The organism is Myroides albus, assembly GCF_024722315.1.
Taxonomy (GTDB): Bacteria; Bacteroidota; Bacteroidia; order Flavobacteriales; family Flavobacteriaceae; genus Flavobacterium; species Flavobacterium album_A.
The window spans coordinates 441,963-458,266 of record NZ_CP102754.1 but is presented as its reverse complement, the minus strand read 5'-3'; the positions used below and the strand labels follow the sequence as shown (position 1 = coordinate 458,266).

The window sequence follows — 16,304 nt, the reverse complement described above, 5'->3', positions numbered from 1 at the left end:
CTTTGTATAGTAAGGCTGCGTATCAAACTAGGTTTACTGTTTTTTGCTTACTTTTATAAAAAAGAAAAACAAAGGACGAGTTCACTTGTCTTTTTTGCTTGCTGTTATGAAACAAGAAGAAGAAATATCCATCTGTATCCAATTAATCAATTGGATGCAAGACTATACCTTGTCCAATGAAGTGGTTATATCGTGTATTGATACCCAAGACTTTCTGGCTAAAGCCCTTATTCTCGATCAACAAAGAAAGGGAAAAATGTTAGGAAAATCCTTACAACAGCTCGTTAGACAAGCACTTGAAGCGCTTGAGCAGGCGGATCCAACACTTGAGGTACACAATCAACGGTATCCGTATTCCTTTCTCGATGTGGTCTATCACTTGTTGCAAGTCTGTGAAAATGAGAACGTATCTACCCAGTCTTTACAAGGCTATATAGAAGCGGCAACAGATGAAATTTTGCAGAGTCGATTGGTCAATTTTACCATTGAAAAACTAGTGTTGGAGGACAATATTGAAACAAGTCTAGCTCTAATTCCTAAAATAAAGGACAAGGCGTATCACTACCGCAGTTATCGATTACTCGCACACTATTATGCTAGTCGTGGAGATAAAGCAAATTTTCTTCAGGTCTTAAAAAAATGTGATGCCCGAAAAGATATTGATGACTTAGAGGAAATCAAGACCATTTTTATCGAAACCTCTGCTACTCAACATCCTTTAGAGGAGGTAATGGCGTTAGTTCAAAACAAACCCTTTGGACCTGCATATTATGTCGCCGCTTTCTTGCCTTTAGTGAAAAAGGAATCGTTTAATGCTATTCAAACACTATTGAATGCTCTAGCGTTTGAAGCTCCTAATTTGTACGTGCAGGAAATAATTCTGGCCAATGCTTTTCGCTATAACAAAGCCAATCAAACACATGAGAACTTTGCCTACTTACAACAACTGTTGGATGCAATTCCAGCTAGGGTGAGATGGGCTCCGTCAGACTTTAGTTTAAAAGATAATTTGTGGTCCTTTATAGCTGATGCGTTACTAGCCAATCAACAGCTTGATTTTACTGCTGAATTACTGTATTGCAGCAAGAAAATTAGTGCTAAAATAATCAAAGATAGTCTCAAACGACAACTGAAAACTTACCGTAAAGAAGAAGAAAATGAATGAGTTTTTTCCTTGTATTTTACTAGAGTACTCCACGTGTTTTCTCCATCATTTACACGAATTTTCACTACTTTGATTCCTATTTTGGTAAAAAAGGCGCGGTGGATATTCTGTTGAGCAATTGGCAAGAAAATTGGCAAAAGAACATCAGTTGACTCGCGACATTACCTTTGATAGTGAAGTCGGCGTTTAGTGCGTCAGCGTCTAATCAGGCTGTTCTGTTGAAATTGAGACTGCTTTTGAGCGAGATAACTAGGGGAGAAGAACAACATAAGAGTTGTGATAGTTTAATGCCTAGCATAGCGCTAAAGAAAGGAGAAGAACTCTTGTTGGCTGGTTTTGTATTGATCGTAGATGAACATAAACAAACGCAATTTAATTGACAAGTACCTTACCCCGCACTAACACCTATACACCGCCAATACATCCAAGCGATGATTTCGTATGTAAAACCTAGAGGGTAAAACAAGAGTATTGACCAAAGATAGGTCTAAATAGAGATTTACATTTAATAGTATAATAATGAAACAAAGACTTTTTTTTCAAAGATAAACCAAGGTAATGTTTTAACCTTAGAGGAAAAATTGATTACTTCATCAAGTGTCTATATCAGTAATAAAGAGTTTGATAGTAAATGCTTGAGCATGTTAAATGAACTGCTTGTCAATTATTCTGACTTATTAGTACTGTACGAAATAACAACAGAAAAACTTTTAGAAGAAGGCGATTTAAGCGCATTACAATACCTAAGTAATGTTCGAAATTTAAGTATTATAGTTACTATGGGAATAATAAGTTCCCTTGATCCACTTAAAAATATTAATGTAGGCTTCCCCATTTTAGGACACCTCTAAATTCGACAAATAATTCTTATTATGTTCAGATTTGATGAAGAATTTAAATTCTTTATCAAATCTGGGCTTATATTCTTTAGGCGATTTATTCCCTAATGCTTTATGAGGATGGTGAAAATTGTAATCCTCTCTCCATTTATCAGCCAATCTTTGTAACTGGTAGATATCATTGAAGTAAAAAGCATCTAATATATCCTCTCTAAAAAATCGATTAAAACGTTCTATATATCCATTCTGCATTGGTTTGCCAGGCTGGGTATATTTAATTTCTATAAAATTATTCTCACACCAATTTACAAAGGTTTTAGAGATAAATTCAGGGCCGTTATCACATCTAATGTACTTTGGAGTACCTATTTCTTGTTTTAAGTTTTCTAATGTTTCTATTACCGCCCTTGCAGGATAACTTAATCCAGCTTCAATAGCTATTGCTTCTCTATTACAGTCATCTAATACATTAAAAACTCGTACTTTTCTGCCATCTGTAAGTAAGTCACTCATAAAGTCCATACTCCAACACTCATTGAGTACTTGTGGTGTTTCTAAAGGCTGTTTAACTCTTGTTATTAAACGTTTCTTATGTTTTCTTCTTAGACTTAGTTTCATTAAGCGATAAACGCGTAGAACTCTTTTTCTGTTCCATATAAGTCCTTCTCTGCGTATCTTATTGTAGTACTCATCAAAGCCGCGAGTAGGATATTGTTCTGCTAATTCGCTTAGTTTATCAATAACCTGTGTATCATCTTTTTTACTTTGATAATACCACATTGATCGGCATAATCCAACTAATAAACAAATACGAACAATGGATAACTTATATTGCTCTAACAGATACTTTGCTCTTTCTATTTTATCTGCTGAGCTTAGAACTTTTTTGACAGAATATCTTTGAGCATTTTATTGTCTAAACTAACATCTGCATACATCTGTTTAAGCTTGCGATTTTCTTCTTCAAGTTCTTTTAAACGTTTCAACTCTTGTTTTTCCATTCCACCATACTTCTTTCTCCAATAGTAGAATGTACTCTTATCAATACCTAATTCTCGAGAGATTTCACTTACTGATCTTCCCTGTTCATTTTCTTTGAGAGCTTTAATGATTTGGCTCTCACTAAAATTACTTGTTTTCATACTTGACAGTTTTGTTTAAAGTTAATAATTTCGAATTAACAACTGTCCCATTTTTAGGGAAGCCTACAACTTATTTGTTTTAGCTTAGTCAAAAGATGGAATTTTTCAGTTAGAAATTTTTTAGTCAACTGCAATATTTCATTTATAAGTCAAAGTATTGACTCAATGGAAACATTCAATTTCGAATTATAGATGGAGGAAATGTAACTGTTTGGTTTAAAAGCCAAGTGCGCCTAATTCAGATGAAATCAATTATTGTCTTTTCTAAGTTATAATGTTTGCTAACAATTTGTCTGTTCTTTGTAATATAATATCAGTATACAGGCGGACCTTTATCTGCTTTTGTTTAAAAACTAAAGTAGGATATGTTCAGTTAGATTTAGCCTTAAATACAAGACTATAGAATGTCTTTACATTAAGAGCTTCATTCAGTTCGAAATTTTCTTCATTCTCAAAAGCAGGTAGTCTGCGTCAATATTTTTTTCTAAATGTAAATTTTCAACATCTTTAACCAGTCATTAACCCTTACCACCAAAGTCCTTTAACTTTCTGCCTCAACATTTAAAACCTCAAAAATCAATCTAAAATTCCTTCTTTTTCAAGACATATTCGCGTGCTTTTGTCTGAATTTGATCATCAGATAAATACTTGTTTTTTAGCAGCCACTCATTGATTTCAGATTTCTGAAAGAACAAGTAATTACCATTCGGTTTAGAGTAGGGGATTTTACTGTAGTGAACCAGGTGATAGATATACGATTTTTTAAAACCAGTATATTTTTCTAGTTCTTCCACAGATAGGATTTCTTTGTGATTAGCAATGATGAGTTGCTCTAAGTAGTCAAGTTTTTCTAGAATAAGTGTGATAGTTTCCATAGTCAATTACTTTTAGATTTAGAAGCAAACTACAGTTAACTAGTCAAGAATGTATATCAAGTGTAATTTAGGGTAGTACTTGGCCTATTTGGGATGCTTTCAGAACTTTTAGATCATACCACGTATTTCGAGTAAAACAAGCGACTAGATTTTCGAGTATAATTAGCAGAGGAAGTTAAGTATAAAAAGGTAACTTTGAAACAGAACGAAACGGCAAATGACAAGGAGTCAACATAAAAAAATACGACAAAACGATGAAAACAACGGAAGACCTAGCCTTACAGCTATTTGCAACTAGATTAATGACGAGTGAGGAAGAAGTGGAACAATTTGAAGAAGCCTTAGCCCTCTTGTATCAACAAGAAAAAATAGAGTATCTCCCGTTATTTCTAAGCGTATTAGATGATCGAACACAACAGGAAGAAGTCATGTATGGCGTACTCCATGCGATCGAATCCTATGTAAGCACTTTAGGGTTTTCCAAGTATATTGAGCTTATTTTAGCCGCTATGGATTCGTTTCAGGAACAGGCTGAAGAATGGAAAGAACTGATTTTTCTTCGAATGATCAATAGCGAGGCGTGTTTTGATGATTTATTGCGCATTGTCAGCCACCAACATAAGGATGAACTAAATGAGGAATTACGACTCATTTTCTTGCGAATTATACAAAGAGATGACGCTAAATTTGGTTTACCATGTCGCTTGCTGTTAAGTGCATTAGGCTATTCGAACTAAGGTTCTTTTATAGAAGTACACACGGCAAACCTTGAATTTTTTGATTCCAAAGTAAGATAAAAGCTTACCTTGGTTATCCACGGGGACGGTTGTTAAAGTGCCAGAACTACTTGATAATTAGTATTTTTTAATCCAACTAGATGTTTCGATAAACGGTTAAAAAAAGTATATTTGAGTAAGGACCCAATAAAATAGTTTGATTCCTTGTCTGACTATTTCTCTGATTCTAAAAACCGAAGTAGAAAACCCTTTACTCTCTAGCTATGAAGTTTACGCTTAAATCGTTTCACTATACCGTATTCCTATTCTTTATTCTGGTCAAAATGACTGCACAACCCAAGGTAGTTTCTACCTATGATAGCCTTATTGCTGAATCTTATCAAAAGGATCAACAAATCAGAGTGGAATTGGATTCCTTATTGGCAAATGAAAATAGGAGTAATCAAGAATTAGTAGACCATTTTGCTAAGGCTGAGAAAATTGATCTAGACAATCAACGTATCGTACTGCCTATTTTGGATCAATATATAGCCAAGGAAATTAAACTAACGGATGTTTCACTAGCTCAGCTGTACTATATCATTCAACATGCCGATGGAAAAATTCAAAGTAAGTATGCCTCTTTTATAACAACATTGTTTGATAAAGAATTAATTAGCAATCAAGAGTTCGCTTGGTTTAGCGATCGCTTGGCTGTTAGAAAAAACAACTTTATAACTAGTTTATTGTTCACAACATTGGTGTGCTTAGACACTCATTTCTACTCCTCTTTGATCCATGTCCAATTAATTCCATAGTTAATAGCGTTCTATACTCATCCCATCTTGTCACTCATTCTCCCTTTTAATTAACAGGTTTTCCTTCACTTTTGCTCGAAAGGCTGCTTCGGATAGCTGTAAATCAGCAGACTTAAATAGCTCATAATGCATTAGGTTGTTATCTTGTGCGATTTCATAGGCATAGGAGATTTTTCTCATATCTTCCAGCGAATCACACAGGTTTTTACGCTTTACTTTTTTAGTAATACCAAATTTTTCATCCGTTAGATGAATACCTTTTTTAGTTATTTTGAAGGTAATACTATCCTGTTTGTGTATGTCGCTTAGAGGAATGGATACATTTCGCAATTGCGCATAGGATCTGGAATACCAGTGATTAAATAGTTCGTATTTCAAGGTGTCATTTTGAACCGTTATGGTGATATCGTAATGACCAGGTAAAAATTTGGGACCTTTACGAGAGGTAAAAACCTGTTCTTGCGCCTGTAGCGTAAATGTACCAAGTAGGGTTAGAAGTAAAATGTAGTTTTTCAATGGTGAGGGTAATGAGGTTTAGTATAGGTTAATTTACTAAAGTTCGCTAGGATTCACAAGAACGATAGGGATCATTTACAGCGATAATTTTCTCTACTACATCCCGAAACGTCAGTATAGATCCCGTCTCTAATGCAACTGGAGTGAAGGGTAAATTTAAAAAGGATTTATCCAAATGCGCTGCTGAAGTAAAATCCTATATTTCAAAGACCTTATTTCCTCGAGCTAGGATTCCGATTTGTTCAATCATAGCAGAAAAATCAGTATGGAGATAAGGGGCAATAGTGGTGGAGGGCTTTAGTTCATCCACTTGAACTCCTCTGCGCGCTAAATATTTTTTTAGGGTGATAAAAACAGATGCACTTAAACAGGAATTTTCCAGTAATTGAACGGGAGTAACCGAGGTAAAAGTACAATGCTGAGCAATTAATTCACATACGTCTCTCAACGTTCTTTTTCGGGCAGGGGTAAGAACCGCTTTCCACTGTTGTTCGGATACGGTGAGATTAAATTCGACATTCAAAAAACGAGACAGTGGTCTCCAAGGCATGAGGTCTCTAGCACATCTCCAATCGCTGATTGTGGTATTAAAGTTTAAAATAAAACTTACATCGGCTTCAAAGTCTAAAGGACTACAAATGCGATGTTCCTCTATAAAAATGTTAAGGATATCGAGCGCATTCAATTGTTGAGGTAGGGTGTTCATGACCAAGTTTACCATATAGATTATAGGCTAAGATAATCAATAGTTATTTCAATAAAAACAGAGTTTATAAAAATAGGAGCTAGTAGATCGAACCATGATACATACTCCTTTCGATATGCTAAAACGTATAGTCCTCTGGAAGTTTAAAACCGAATTTCTTTGCACTGACCCATAGCGGAGGAAGAAAGATAGCTTTTCTTCTTTCATCGACTTTTTTGATATCTTGAATCGAAGAAATTTGTTTTGGCGTATTTCTATACTTTTCAATATTCCCATCAAAGGCTACGGGATCCGTGATTGTTCCATAGCGTTGAGGATTGCCCAATCTTCGCTCAACATCATCGATGATTGTGGCATATTGGTAAGGGGATAAGTTGCCCAATTTCACCATGTCAAATAAGAATGTTTGATATTCTTCTTTTTTATAGGTTGGGGTTTGGGCTGAGTGAATAAGGCAATTTAGAAATAGATCATCATTCCAAGTATCGGTTTGTTGTCTGCTGATATCCTGTCCCGCGTGATATAGATTTAAAAACAGGTCTTTGGTACTACTCCATAAGGTATTTTGTAGATATTCTCCCTGAGATTGATTTGCAGTAGCGTTAGCGTATTTTCGGGTGTAGGTAATTAAAAATTCGTGTGACTTAAACATCGACAGGTATTGATCTTTTGCAAAATCAACGTTTTTGAGGTAGGCTTGTCGATGGAGTGGATAAATAGTATCCAACTCGTCTTGATACTCGGGAATAGCTAAATAGGTGTCTCTGCGATGTTTAAAATACTGCTGATCTTCTTCGAGGTATACTGCAATTTCATTGTCTTTTTTATAACCACTTAAAACCAATAATTTCAAGAGTTGCTCAACTTCAGCTTTGTTGTTTAGTTTTCCGTTTAATTTGATGGCATCTATAATATCGTCCGGAAAAGGAAAAGCCGTTTCAAAGGCGCTGTTGTAGGCTTGAGTAGCACGCTTATTTTGTTGCTCTGCAGCTAACTGTTTGGCCTTATTGATCGCCGTGTAATAATCGGTATAGGTTGTGTTTTGTGCAACTACAGCAGGGGCTAAAAGTAGAAGGAGAAAGGGTAAAAAAACAAGAGTGTATTTTGCTTGATTTTTCATATAACTTAGTTGTTTGGGTTAGGTTTTGTTGCTTGGTGCTTTCTTTCTTGATGTGCCAAGAGAACGACGTAGAACGAACAAAGCGTGCTGCAGGATAAGACGTGTGTAAATGAAAAAGTTACAACATGCTGAAAAAAAATAGAAAAATAGCGGTGATTTCGGTTTGCTAAAAAAAGCGGAGGAATCGCCTATTTGCTAGTTTGTCAGTTTGTTTCTCTACTTACATTCAACTGTGTTCAGAGCCGTATTAAACGGAAACACTATGTTAAAATAAACATAACCCTGTTACTTGTTAAGATGTAATTAACTAAGTTTATTTCCCTATTAAGTGAAATATATACAAATCAAATAAAATAAATAACTATGAAGATGAGAACTCTCGGGGCTTTTCTTTTACTAACGCCCCTTTGTTTTGGACAAAATGTAAAAACTCCATACGAATCCTTTATCACTAAAAAGAACAACTATTCTTTTTCCACGATCAATTTTAATGTGCCTGCCTTTGATTATAAACAAAAAGTGGACAGTGTGTCTTTTGAAGGGAGTTTAATTCTTCCCAAAGATGGTTTTGATCAAGTGGTGATTATTAAACCCGGAACGGGTTATAATACGCGCAATACCCATAGTCCTTTAGCGGAAGCTTTATTGGATAATCACATTGCTGTGTTTCGATATGATGAACGTGAAATGGGAAATTCTAAAGGAGAAGGAGGAGGTAATATGCTTTACACGGCGACAATGATGGGGGAAGAGTTGGCTAGTGCGTTTAACATGCTAAAGAAACATCCAGACCTACAGGGTAAAAAAATAGGAATTATTGGTCATAGTCTAGGGGGTGTAGCGGTTATGGATGCCTTAGAACACGAGATTAATCCGGACTTTTTAGTGCTTTTAGCTGCTCCCGTTGTTACAGGTAAACAACTATTCCTCTATCAATTACAAAACAGTGAAAATATATTTAATGATTACTTTCTCTACGATACACGCGAAGAAAAAGAGAATATATGTTCGGAGTTAATTGATTTTGCCATTGCCCATCAAGAAGAAAAAAGGTTTTGGAAAGTGTATAGAAAAGAAGTAAAGAGAGTCGGTTACACAAAGAAAAGACATGCTACTCGTTTCCCTTTTTTACTTGGCTATCTGGAGCGTGATTTAGTGGCAAAAGACCGTATTGATGTATTGAAAAACACCAACATCCCCGTTTTTTATATGATTGGTTCAGAGGATGTGATTGTTGATCCGGTAGCGAATATCAATCGTTTAAATAGCCTCGAGAATCCTGCGATAGCTGCGATAGTAGTAGAGGGTGAAAACCACTTTTTCTCGGATGGAGAAAGTACGCCTTATGACATTCACCAACAACCGAAACAACAAATGGTAGATTGGATTAAAAGACAATAGGATGTCAATCTTCTACCATTTAACTTAGTAACAATCAAATCACTTATATTACGTATGATCAAAAGTATTACGACCTCTTTGCTTGTAGGTACTGCCTTGTTTTCAAGCGCTCAAGAGGCAACTGTCGAAAAGCAAATAGCTTCTTATATGATTCCATTCGAGCAAGTGGATCAAGCTTCGTTTGAAGCAATTGCCCACCGCATTGGGGATAGCGAAATTGTTATCTTAGGAGAAGCGGGGCACGGAGATGGTAAAACCTATGAGGTTAAAGCGGAACTTGTTCAATATTTGATGAAAGAAAAAGGATTTAATACACTAGCTTTAGAAGGGGAGGGATTTATTGATTTAGAATTAAAAAATAATGCCTACCCCGATCTTTTTCCCACTGCTGATTTAAGTAAATGGAAGCCACATTGGGGAGATGTGGTGCAGACCAAGGGGATGGTACTCGATATTTTACACAATGAGGACCTCAATTGGAAGTACATCGGCATTGAAGGATATAATCGCAATGTTCCCGTGGAAGATTTCCTTTATACCGCTTTAGAAAAAGTGGATATTGATGCAACTACCAAGAAACAGTTTAAGGAAACCTATGAAAAAATGAATCGGTTTGACGAAGAGATAACCGTGGAAGAAATGGATTTTATCTTACAAATAATAACGGCTATTATTGAAAAAGGAAAAGATGAAACTAAAAATGGATTTACTACCCAGGCTTTAGTCAATATTAAAGGAGGGATAGAGGATTATAAATACAGTCTTGTTTTAGGTGGATATGAAGGTGAAAATCAATATGTTAATATTCGAGATAAACGCATGGCTGAAAATGTTATTTGGCATAAAAAGAACAATCCAGGCGCGAAGATTATTGTTTGGATTGCCAATTTTCACGGAGCAAAACACGTACAAAACGTGCGCTATAGAGAAGAGGATCCGACGTTGTATCAAAACTTTAAGTTGTTTGCGGAATATTTAGTCGATGCGTTTCAGGATAAGGTCTACAGCATGGCTTTTATATCTTCTTCAGGAGAGGTAAAGGATATCTTAACAACGAGTGAGCTGCATCAAATTTACACCCCTGAGAACTCCTTAGAACATTATTTACATCAGAGTAATACGCCCTTTGGTTATCTCGATTTTAATGAAATAAAAAACAAAGAACCTACACTTAAGCAAACCACATTTGCTAGTATGATACTCGGTTATGACAATAAACCGGGTACGTGGTTGGATGTCTTTGATGGCGTTTTTTACATTAAAACGAATGAGCCTTTAAAAATGGCTGAGTATAAAATCTGGTAAGAGACAGGTTGATATAAAACGAATTAATACCCTTGTATCATCTACTTCATCCTGTAATTTTGTGATAAAATAAGTATGAAATATAGAATAACCTTAAATAATAATTACCCAAATAAAATGCATGGAATGCTTTTATGTGAAGAAAGCCCATTACACTATGTGTTTTTTATTAAACCTGATCCGTTAGAGCTAACTATGCGTATAGATTTTTTAGATTTTCATACAATTGAAAAGAAATGGGATTGTATTCCAACAGACAAAGTAAATATATATTTAATTAATCAAAAAGTAATAGATTTACTTCACTTACATTATCAAAATGCCTTTGAATTATTAGATGCTTCAATATATTCAAATAATGTTTTTGTTGAAACGGAATATAAACTATTACATATTTTAAATCATATAGATCAGGATAAAATTAGTTATAAAGATGGTATTTGGGTAGATCAAGATTTTAGTAAAGCCTATAAGAAACACAAACTCAAAGGTTGGGTTTTTGATCGTGTAGATGAATGAAGTTTTATAGATAATAAATCAAATATACCGACGATTTCTCGCTTGAAATAGCTAGTAATTAGGGGAGGGAATCTAAATAGGACTTATTGCTCAATCAAAAAAAGCCAAGGGATGCTTTTATCCTTGGCTTTGGTGTAATTATTTAATAATCAAAACTTCAGTTTAACGCTCAAATCAAAGTTCTGGAATGCGAACAGAAGTAACATTATAAAATGAATGTGACAAATACTAAGATTTATTGCATTGTATTCAAAATACGATGAACTACTTCCTTGTTAACTCCCAATTTTCCACGCCAAGCTGAAAGAGGAAAATTGACTTCTGTTCGGTGATTTGGCGCTTCTTGATGGAGTTGTTTCTCCCAAGAAAGTAATTGATGGTAGGGCGTAAAACCATTGAGCATACTGTAATCCTCAACGAGCTTATTGTGTAAAATACCCAAAGCAGCTAAAATACGCAATAACCAAGTTCGGGAGGTATTGTTGCTATTTGGGAGTATCTTTGCTTTTGAAATTCGGTTTAATAGATCTGTAGGTGTTTCATTTTCATTGGCTTGCTCGATACAGGCTATAAGATTTTTAAATACCTCTATATCATTTTTATTCGCTTTAATTGGAGCTAGTGTTGAGATTTCTCTTAAATCTAAAAGGATTTCTGTATAACCACCAATACGACAATAGCCGATGTATAAATCATGGCTGTTCTTGCCATCATTCTCCCAGTTTTCTTTGGGCAATCCACATATTTTACAAGGATTTCGAAAAGTGTCTTCTTTAAAAGGTTCGAAAATATGATCGGGTAGATGCTTGGCGTAGGCATAGCTAATGATGGGCTGTAAACCGCGGTGAAGTCCTGTGCCAATAGCCTTGATAAATAAATGATAGATTTTATGTTCTAATCCTTCTTGATTGACGATTGTTCTTAAATCCTGTACAACTTGATTGTGCTGATAATGTTCAATTTGATTGATTGAATACCCACTAGCAGTCAATAAAGAAAGATCTTTTTCTTTTATATTATCAGGTTGTAGTTGATAGGTATAGAACTTTTTATCGCTATCATAAGCTACTGTATTTTGATGTAAATAAACTTTAGATAGAATCTTGGTTAGTTTTGGATCGATCATGATAGTTGGTTTGTACTAGAATAGTGCTAAGGTATTTAAAATTTCACTTGCTCTACTTTTTAATCCGATCATTTCTGCTGAATCATTTTGTTTGTAGCTATTTGCTCCATTCTAAATTTAACCGCTTCAATTGGATTTGGTAAATCCATAGGAAAATGTTCTTTTTCATATTTTTCAATCAACATGCCCAAAATCTCCAATTCATAACTGTCTTCTGTTCCAGGAAGTGCATCAAAAATCAACGCTAGTCGTTCTAAAGCTGCTTTGTAATCTTGTTCTGATTTTATAGGTTTCAATTTCATAATTTAAATGGTTTATACAGAGTTACAATTTATTTTTCAATTTGTGGACTTTCTTTTAATACTTTATTGAATCACTTACTAAGAAAAAGAAAGTATAAGTATTGTGGTAATATATTCACCTGGTATTTGTTCAATAACTGGTTTAGTTTGCTGTTAAAGTATAAGTATTGTGGTAATATATTCACCCCTAATTTATCTAAATTTCAATAATGAGTTCAAGATTAAACTCTATTCTTTTGAGTAATATTTTTCTTTTTCTGTAAGAATAAAGCGTTATGAAATTAAACACTAGGATAAAATCAAAGTTAAGTGTACTTTCAAGTACTACTTGGCTTTATTGTAATTATAATCAGTAATTAAAGTTTAGTTTAAAACCCAAACTTAAGTTCCGGAATAAGCTCAGATGCTTCTTTCATTTTCTCATCTACTATCTTAGCATAGATAGCAGTAGTGTATCCACGCGAGCAACCACATATTTCATAAGCTAACTTAAGGTAGTAAGTTTGTTTCAAATAATAAATAGATGAGCAAACAAGAAATAATGTATTCTCATGTAGAGGATTGGAGAACAAGTGGATTAACGCAATCAAGATACTGTGAAAGTGTAGGAATTAAATTAGCAACCTTTAGTTATTGGGTGGTTAAGTATAAGGCAAAGTCAGAGTCAACACAATTAGACAATAATTTTATAACTGTGACAAAAGACCAAGTAAGCAATAGTCAAGAATATGAAATCGTATATCCCAATGGTGTAAAGCTACGTGTACAAACAGACAATCTTAGCGAACTATATTCATTAGTAAACTTAGTATAATGTTTAGTTTGAGTAGTTCTAATCAATTTCATTTGTATAGACAAGCTTGTGATATGCGCAAGAGTTTTGATAGCCTTTGTGGACTTGTCCAGAATGAACTTCATCAAGTAGCTCATAACGGGAGTGTCTATATATTTATCAATAGACGCTGTAATCAAATGAAGCTCTTGCATTGGGAAGCAGGAGGCTTTGTACTATACCACAAACGCTTAGAACAAGGAACTTTTGCTTTTCCCACGCATAGTAAAGCTCAAATAAGTTGGAGTGATTTAGTACTGATGGTAGAGGGAATCCAGGTTATCAAAAGTAACCAAAAAAGGCGTTTTTCATTGAAGTAAAACAGGTTAAAACCTTGTATATTTAAGGCTTTTGACGTATTTTTACTTCATGGAAATAGACTTAGAAAACTTATCGAAAGAACAACTTTTGGCGCTTATAAAAAAGCAGTCCAAGACTATTTCCAAACAAGACAAAATAAATACTAAGTTAGAGCAAAAGACATCTAAGTTAGAGCAAAAGACATCTAAGCTAGAACAAAAGACATCTAAGCTAGAACAAGAAAAGCAAGAACTCCAACGCTTAGTAGATCTTTTACGACGCATGCAATTTGGACAAAAACGCGAGCGTTTCGAAGACCCTAATCAAACACAGTTGCCTTTAGAGGTTCAGCAAGCAGTCTTGGAAGAACAAGAAGAAGTAATCAAACAAGAGATCACTTATTCTCGTCAGAAGAAAAAACATCCAGGAAGAGCTAAACTACCTGATCATTTACCAGTAGAAGAAATAGAAATCTACCCAGAGGGAGATTTATCTGATAAGATTTGTATTGGTAAAGAAACTACAGATGTGTTAGATTATGTTCCAGGTTACTTTAAAATCAAACGGTACATCCGATATAAATACGCCACGAAAGATAAAGACAACACTCAAATTAGTATTGCATTGCTTCCAGAGCGAATTATAGATAAAGGAATACCTTCAGAAGGATTATTATCTACAATACTTGTTGACAAGTATGTAGATCACCTTCCACTATATCGCCAGAAGCAACGCTTTTCAAGAGAAAATATCGATATAGCTTCTTCTACTATAGATGGCTGGGCAACTCAAAGCATGGATGCTTTAAAACCACTATATGAAAAGCTTCTGCTGGACATCAAAAATGAAGGATATCTTCAAGTTGATGAAACCACCATCAAAGTCTTAGATGAGAAAAAGAAAGATAAATCTCATCTTGGGTATTATTGGGTGTATCACGCACCTATATCCAAACTCGTAATGTTCAATTACAGTCCCACACGTAGTGGTAGCGCTGCACTACCTGTATTAGAAAACTTCAAAGGATATCTGCAAACCGATGGTTATAGCGGATACAAAGCCTATGGAGCTAAGTCAGATGTAACGCATCTTGGTTGTTGGGCACATGCTCGTCGTGAGTTTGAAAGAGCTCTTGACAATGATAAGACAAAAGCACAGCATGTACTTATAGAAATACAGAAACTATATGCTGTGGAAAAAAAGGCGAAGGAACAAAACTTAACACCTGATCAAATCAAAGAGCTTCGTCTAAAAGAGAGTTTACCTATCATCAATGAACTTGGTAAGTATATGTTTGTTCAAATGAAACTTACACTTCCTAAAAGTCAAATAGGCAAGGCCTTTGCTTACTCTCAAACTAGATGGGATAATCTTAGTGCGTACTTATATGATGGAAATCTACAGATTGACAATAATCTTGTAGAAAACGCTATTAGACCTGTAGCGCTTGGTCGTAAAAATTACTTGTTCGCAGGATCACACGATGCAGCGCAAAGAGCAGCGATGGCTTATACCTTTTTTGCTAACTGCAAAAAACACGATGTTAATCCATATCAATGGCTTAAATATGTTCTAGAAAATATTCAATCTATCAATCATAAGAATATTACAGATTTATATCCTCATAACTATAAAAAGGCAATCTCTGACGCTGTAGAATAATTTTTATACCTCACAAGATGTACTTGCTAGGGTGGATACGCAGTAGTGCGGATTTCACGATGTCCCCTACGTTTAGAAACCGTGTAAATATCAGCCCCATTCTCCAGGAGTAGTTCCGTATTGGTATGTCTCGCACTATGGAAGATAATATGCTTGTAAGTATCCGTAATCTTTACTAAGCCAAAGACAAAAGACTACAACTCAAGGCGACGCAGTAAAAAACAAAAAACCAAGGGTACTATAATATACACCTTGGTTTTAGTTAAATATAATTTGAAGTAAGTAGAGATCTACTTTCCGATACAATAATTCAGATCCTAGCATTCATAGGGGTTCATTGTCAATTTGCATGTTTTTGTACAACACTTTTTTCAAAATAATTCAAACGAAAATCAACTGTTTCTTTTTAACAGATTTATCGGAGGGAATAGGGGAGTTTGGTGAGGAATTAGTAATTGGGGAATCGTCTATTTTTGAATGTAAAGAAGTTAGACAAGGTTATTAATTGTTCGTTTTTTTATAGTTATTATTTAAGGTTGATATTTAGAGTAGATTAAAAAACTATTTAGTAGTTGGATACTTTATATCAAGTTACTTTTTTCTATTTAGTCATAAAATAAATTTAAAATTAAATACTTTTTATTGCTTTTACTCAAAATAGTAGCTAGTTCACATGTTTTCTGCAGTATCTTACATTATCTTATAGTATCTTTATTTGTTATACGGACTAATATTAATGATGTGTTTTTTCGTTGTAATTTTAATGTTTGACTCATTCTCATGAGAACAATCAAATGAGGTATATTTTGCTATGATTGAGTCTAGCAAGAATAATTAATAAGAATAAGGCATAAATTAGTAGAGGATATCATAGCTGAATTGAAGGGATTTGTAGGTAAATAACCAAGAGCTCACTCTACTACAATTGTTGTTGTAAAGCCGATTTGAGAGGTTAGGACA

At 34.6% G+C, this 16,304-nt stretch carries 18 protein-coding genes and 1 pseudogene; 9 read left to right on the top strand and 10 right to left on the bottom strand.

The window, feature by feature from the left end:
- Window positions 1-106: 106 nt before the first annotated feature.
- Window positions 107-1,165 carry a hypothetical protein gene (locus tag NWE55_RS02180; RefSeq protein WP_258204556.1) on the top strand — a complete coding sequence of 353 codons (1,059 nt, stop codon included), beginning with the start codon at window positions 107-109 and terminating at the stop codon, window positions 1,163-1,165.
- Window positions 1,166-2,001: 836 nt separating this feature from the next.
- On the opposite strand, the gene NWE55_RS02175 is transcribed toward NWE55_RS02180, so the two are convergent.
- The 3 genes and pseudogenes from NWE55_RS02175 to NWE55_RS02165 form a co-directional block, all read right to left on the bottom strand.
- The gene (locus NWE55_RS02175) at window positions 2,002-2,847 is read right to left on the bottom strand and encodes an IS3 family transposase (RefSeq protein ID WP_258204714.1); all 846 of its coding nucleotides are present in this window, start codon (window positions 2,845-2,847) and stop codon (window positions 2,002-2,004) included.
- Window positions 2,848-2,885: 38 nt separating this feature from the next.
- Window positions 2,886-3,146: pseudogene (locus NWE55_RS02170) on the bottom strand (transposase); the annotation flags it as partial.
- A 581-nt stretch (window positions 3,147-3,727) separates the two neighbouring features.
- The gene (locus tag NWE55_RS02165) at window positions 3,728-4,021 is read right to left on the bottom strand and encodes a helix-turn-helix transcriptional regulator (RefSeq protein ID WP_258204555.1); all 294 of its coding nucleotides are present in this window, start codon (window positions 4,019-4,021) and stop codon (window positions 3,728-3,730) included.
- Between the two features lie 254 nt (window positions 4,022-4,275).
- Between NWE55_RS02165 and NWE55_RS02160 the strand changes: the two genes are divergently transcribed.
- Window positions 4,276-4,758: an Imm30 family immunity protein gene (locus NWE55_RS02160; protein WP_258204554.1), complete on the top strand. Its 483-nt coding sequence runs from the start codon at window positions 4,276-4,278 to the stop codon at window positions 4,756-4,758.
- A 263-nt stretch (window positions 4,759-5,021) separates the two neighbouring features.
- Window positions 5,022-5,555 carry a hypothetical protein gene (locus NWE55_RS02155; RefSeq protein ID WP_258204553.1) on the top strand — a complete coding sequence of 178 codons (534 nt, stop codon included), beginning with the start codon at window positions 5,022-5,024 and terminating at the stop codon, window positions 5,553-5,555.
- Between the two features lie 30 nt (window positions 5,556-5,585).
- Here NWE55_RS02155 and NWE55_RS02150 read toward each other — a convergent pair whose 3' ends face one another.
- The 3 genes from NWE55_RS02150 to NWE55_RS02140 form a co-directional block, all read right to left on the bottom strand.
- Complete coding sequence (locus NWE55_RS02150) at window positions 5,586-6,071, bottom strand: hypothetical protein (RefSeq protein WP_258204552.1); 486 nt, start codon at window positions 6,069-6,071, stop codon at window positions 5,586-5,588.
- Window positions 6,072-6,267: 196 nt separating this feature from the next.
- On the bottom strand, window positions 6,268-6,777 hold the full coding sequence (locus NWE55_RS02145) for a hypothetical protein (protein ID WP_258204551.1): 510 nt from the start codon (window positions 6,775-6,777) through the stop codon (window positions 6,268-6,270).
- Between the two features lie 118 nt (window positions 6,778-6,895).
- The gene (locus NWE55_RS02140; RefSeq protein ID WP_258204550.1) at window positions 6,896-7,897 is read right to left on the bottom strand and encodes a hypothetical protein; all 1,002 of its coding nucleotides are present in this window, start codon (window positions 7,895-7,897) and stop codon (window positions 6,896-6,898) included.
- A 363-nt stretch (window positions 7,898-8,260) separates the two neighbouring features.
- Here NWE55_RS02140 and NWE55_RS02135 point away from each other — a divergent pair, with 363 nt between their 5' ends.
- From NWE55_RS02135 to NWE55_RS02125, 3 genes are all read left to right on the top strand, one after another.
- Entirely contained in the window at window positions 8,261-9,298 is a 1,038-nt protein-coding gene (locus tag NWE55_RS02135; protein WP_258204549.1) for an alpha/beta hydrolase, read from the top strand.
- Window positions 9,299-9,352: 54 nt separating this feature from the next.
- Window positions 9,353-10,603: an erythromycin esterase family protein gene (locus tag NWE55_RS02130; RefSeq protein ID WP_258204548.1), complete on the top strand. Its 1,251-nt coding sequence runs from the start codon at window positions 9,353-9,355 to the stop codon at window positions 10,601-10,603.
- Between the two features lie 75 nt (window positions 10,604-10,678).
- Window positions 10,679-11,122 carry a hypothetical protein gene (locus tag NWE55_RS02125; RefSeq protein WP_258204547.1) on the top strand — a complete coding sequence of 148 codons (444 nt, stop codon included), beginning with the start codon at window positions 10,679-10,681 and terminating at the stop codon, window positions 11,120-11,122.
- Between the two features lie 235 nt (window positions 11,123-11,357).
- Here the strand turns inward: NWE55_RS02125 and NWE55_RS02120 are convergent, their stop codons facing one another.
- The 3 genes from NWE55_RS02120 to NWE55_RS02110 form a co-directional block, all read right to left on the bottom strand.
- A complete protein-coding gene (locus NWE55_RS02120; protein WP_258204546.1) occupies window positions 11,358-12,248 on the bottom strand; it encodes a hypothetical protein in 891 nt (296 codons plus the stop codon).
- A gap of 68 nt (window positions 12,249-12,316) precedes the next feature.
- Complete coding sequence (locus tag NWE55_RS02115) at window positions 12,317-12,550, bottom strand: helix-turn-helix domain-containing protein (protein ID WP_258204545.1); 234 nt, start codon at window positions 12,548-12,550, stop codon at window positions 12,317-12,319.
- Window positions 12,551-12,918: 368 nt separating this feature from the next.
- Window positions 12,919-13,062 (bottom strand): hypothetical protein, encoded by a 144-nt coding sequence (locus NWE55_RS02110; RefSeq protein WP_258204544.1) that lies wholly within the window; start codon window positions 13,060-13,062, stop codon window positions 12,919-12,921.
- Between the two features lie 11 nt (window positions 13,063-13,073).
- On the opposite strand from NWE55_RS02110, the gene tnpA reads away from it, so the two are divergent.
- Genes tnpA through tnpC form a run of 3 tightly spaced genes read left to right on the top strand, consistent with a single transcriptional unit; the run spans window position 13,074 to window position 15,344 of the window.
- Window positions 13,074-13,364 (top strand): IS66 family insertion sequence element accessory protein TnpA, encoded by a 291-nt coding sequence (tnpA, locus tag NWE55_RS02105; protein ID WP_258204220.1) that lies wholly within the window; start codon window positions 13,074-13,076, stop codon window positions 13,362-13,364.
- Complete coding sequence (gene tnpB, locus NWE55_RS02100) at window positions 13,364-13,702, top strand: IS66 family insertion sequence element accessory protein TnpB (RefSeq protein ID WP_258204221.1); 339 nt, start codon at window positions 13,364-13,366, stop codon at window positions 13,700-13,702. Before tnpA ends, tnpB begins: the two co-directional genes overlap by 1 nt.
- A gap of 49 nt (window positions 13,703-13,751) precedes the next feature.
- Entirely contained in the window at window positions 13,752-15,344 is a 1,593-nt protein-coding gene (tnpC, locus tag NWE55_RS02095) for an IS66 family transposase (protein WP_258204543.1), read from the top strand.
- A 26-nt stretch (window positions 15,345-15,370) separates the two neighbouring features.
- Here tnpC and NWE55_RS02090 read toward each other — a convergent pair whose 3' ends face one another.
- Window positions 15,371-15,514: a tyrosine-type recombinase/integrase gene (locus tag NWE55_RS02090; RefSeq protein WP_444850888.1), complete on the bottom strand. Its 144-nt coding sequence runs from the start codon at window positions 15,512-15,514 to the stop codon at window positions 15,371-15,373.
- Between the last annotated feature and the right edge of the window lie 790 nt (window positions 15,515-16,304).

Coding starts and splice junctions, on each gene's coding strand:
- NWE55_RS02180 (WP_258204556.1), top strand. CDS start 107: ATGAAACAAGAAGAAGAAATATCCATCTGTATCCAATTAATCAATTGG.
- NWE55_RS02165 (WP_258204555.1), bottom strand. CDS start 4,021: ATGGAAACTATCACACTTATTCTAGAAAAACTTGACTACTTAGAGCAA.
- NWE55_RS02160 (WP_258204554.1), top strand. CDS start 4,276: ATGAAAACAACGGAAGACCTAGCCTTACAGCTATTTGCAACTAGATTA.
- NWE55_RS02155 (WP_258204553.1), top strand. CDS start 5,022: ATGAAGTTTACGCTTAAATCGTTTCACTATACCGTATTCCTATTCTTT.
- NWE55_RS02145 (WP_258204551.1), bottom strand. CDS start 6,777: ATGAACACCCTACCTCAACAATTGAATGCGCTCGATATCCTTAACATT.
- NWE55_RS02140 (WP_258204550.1), bottom strand. CDS start 7,897: ATGAAAAATCAAGCAAAATACACTCTTGTTTTTTTACCCTTTCTCCTT.
- NWE55_RS02135 (WP_258204549.1), top strand. CDS start 8,261: ATGAAGATGAGAACTCTCGGGGCTTTTCTTTTACTAACGCCCCTTTGT.
- NWE55_RS02130 (WP_258204548.1), top strand. CDS start 9,353: ATGATCAAAAGTATTACGACCTCTTTGCTTGTAGGTACTGCCTTGTTT.
- NWE55_RS02125 (WP_258204547.1), top strand. CDS start 10,679: ATGAAATATAGAATAACCTTAAATAATAATTACCCAAATAAAATGCAT.
- NWE55_RS02120 (WP_258204546.1), bottom strand. CDS start 12,248: ATGATCGATCCAAAACTAACCAAGATTCTATCTAAAGTTTATTTACAT.
- NWE55_RS02115 (WP_258204545.1), bottom strand. CDS start 12,550: ATGAAATTGAAACCTATAAAATCAGAACAAGATTACAAAGCAGCTTTA.
- tnpA (WP_258204220.1), top strand. CDS start 13,074: ATGAGCAAACAAGAAATAATGTATTCTCATGTAGAGGATTGGAGAACA.
- tnpB (WP_258204221.1), top strand. CDS start 13,364: ATGTTTAGTTTGAGTAGTTCTAATCAATTTCATTTGTATAGACAAGCT.
- tnpC (WP_258204543.1), top strand. CDS start 13,752: ATGGAAATAGACTTAGAAAACTTATCGAAAGAACAACTTTTGGCGCTT.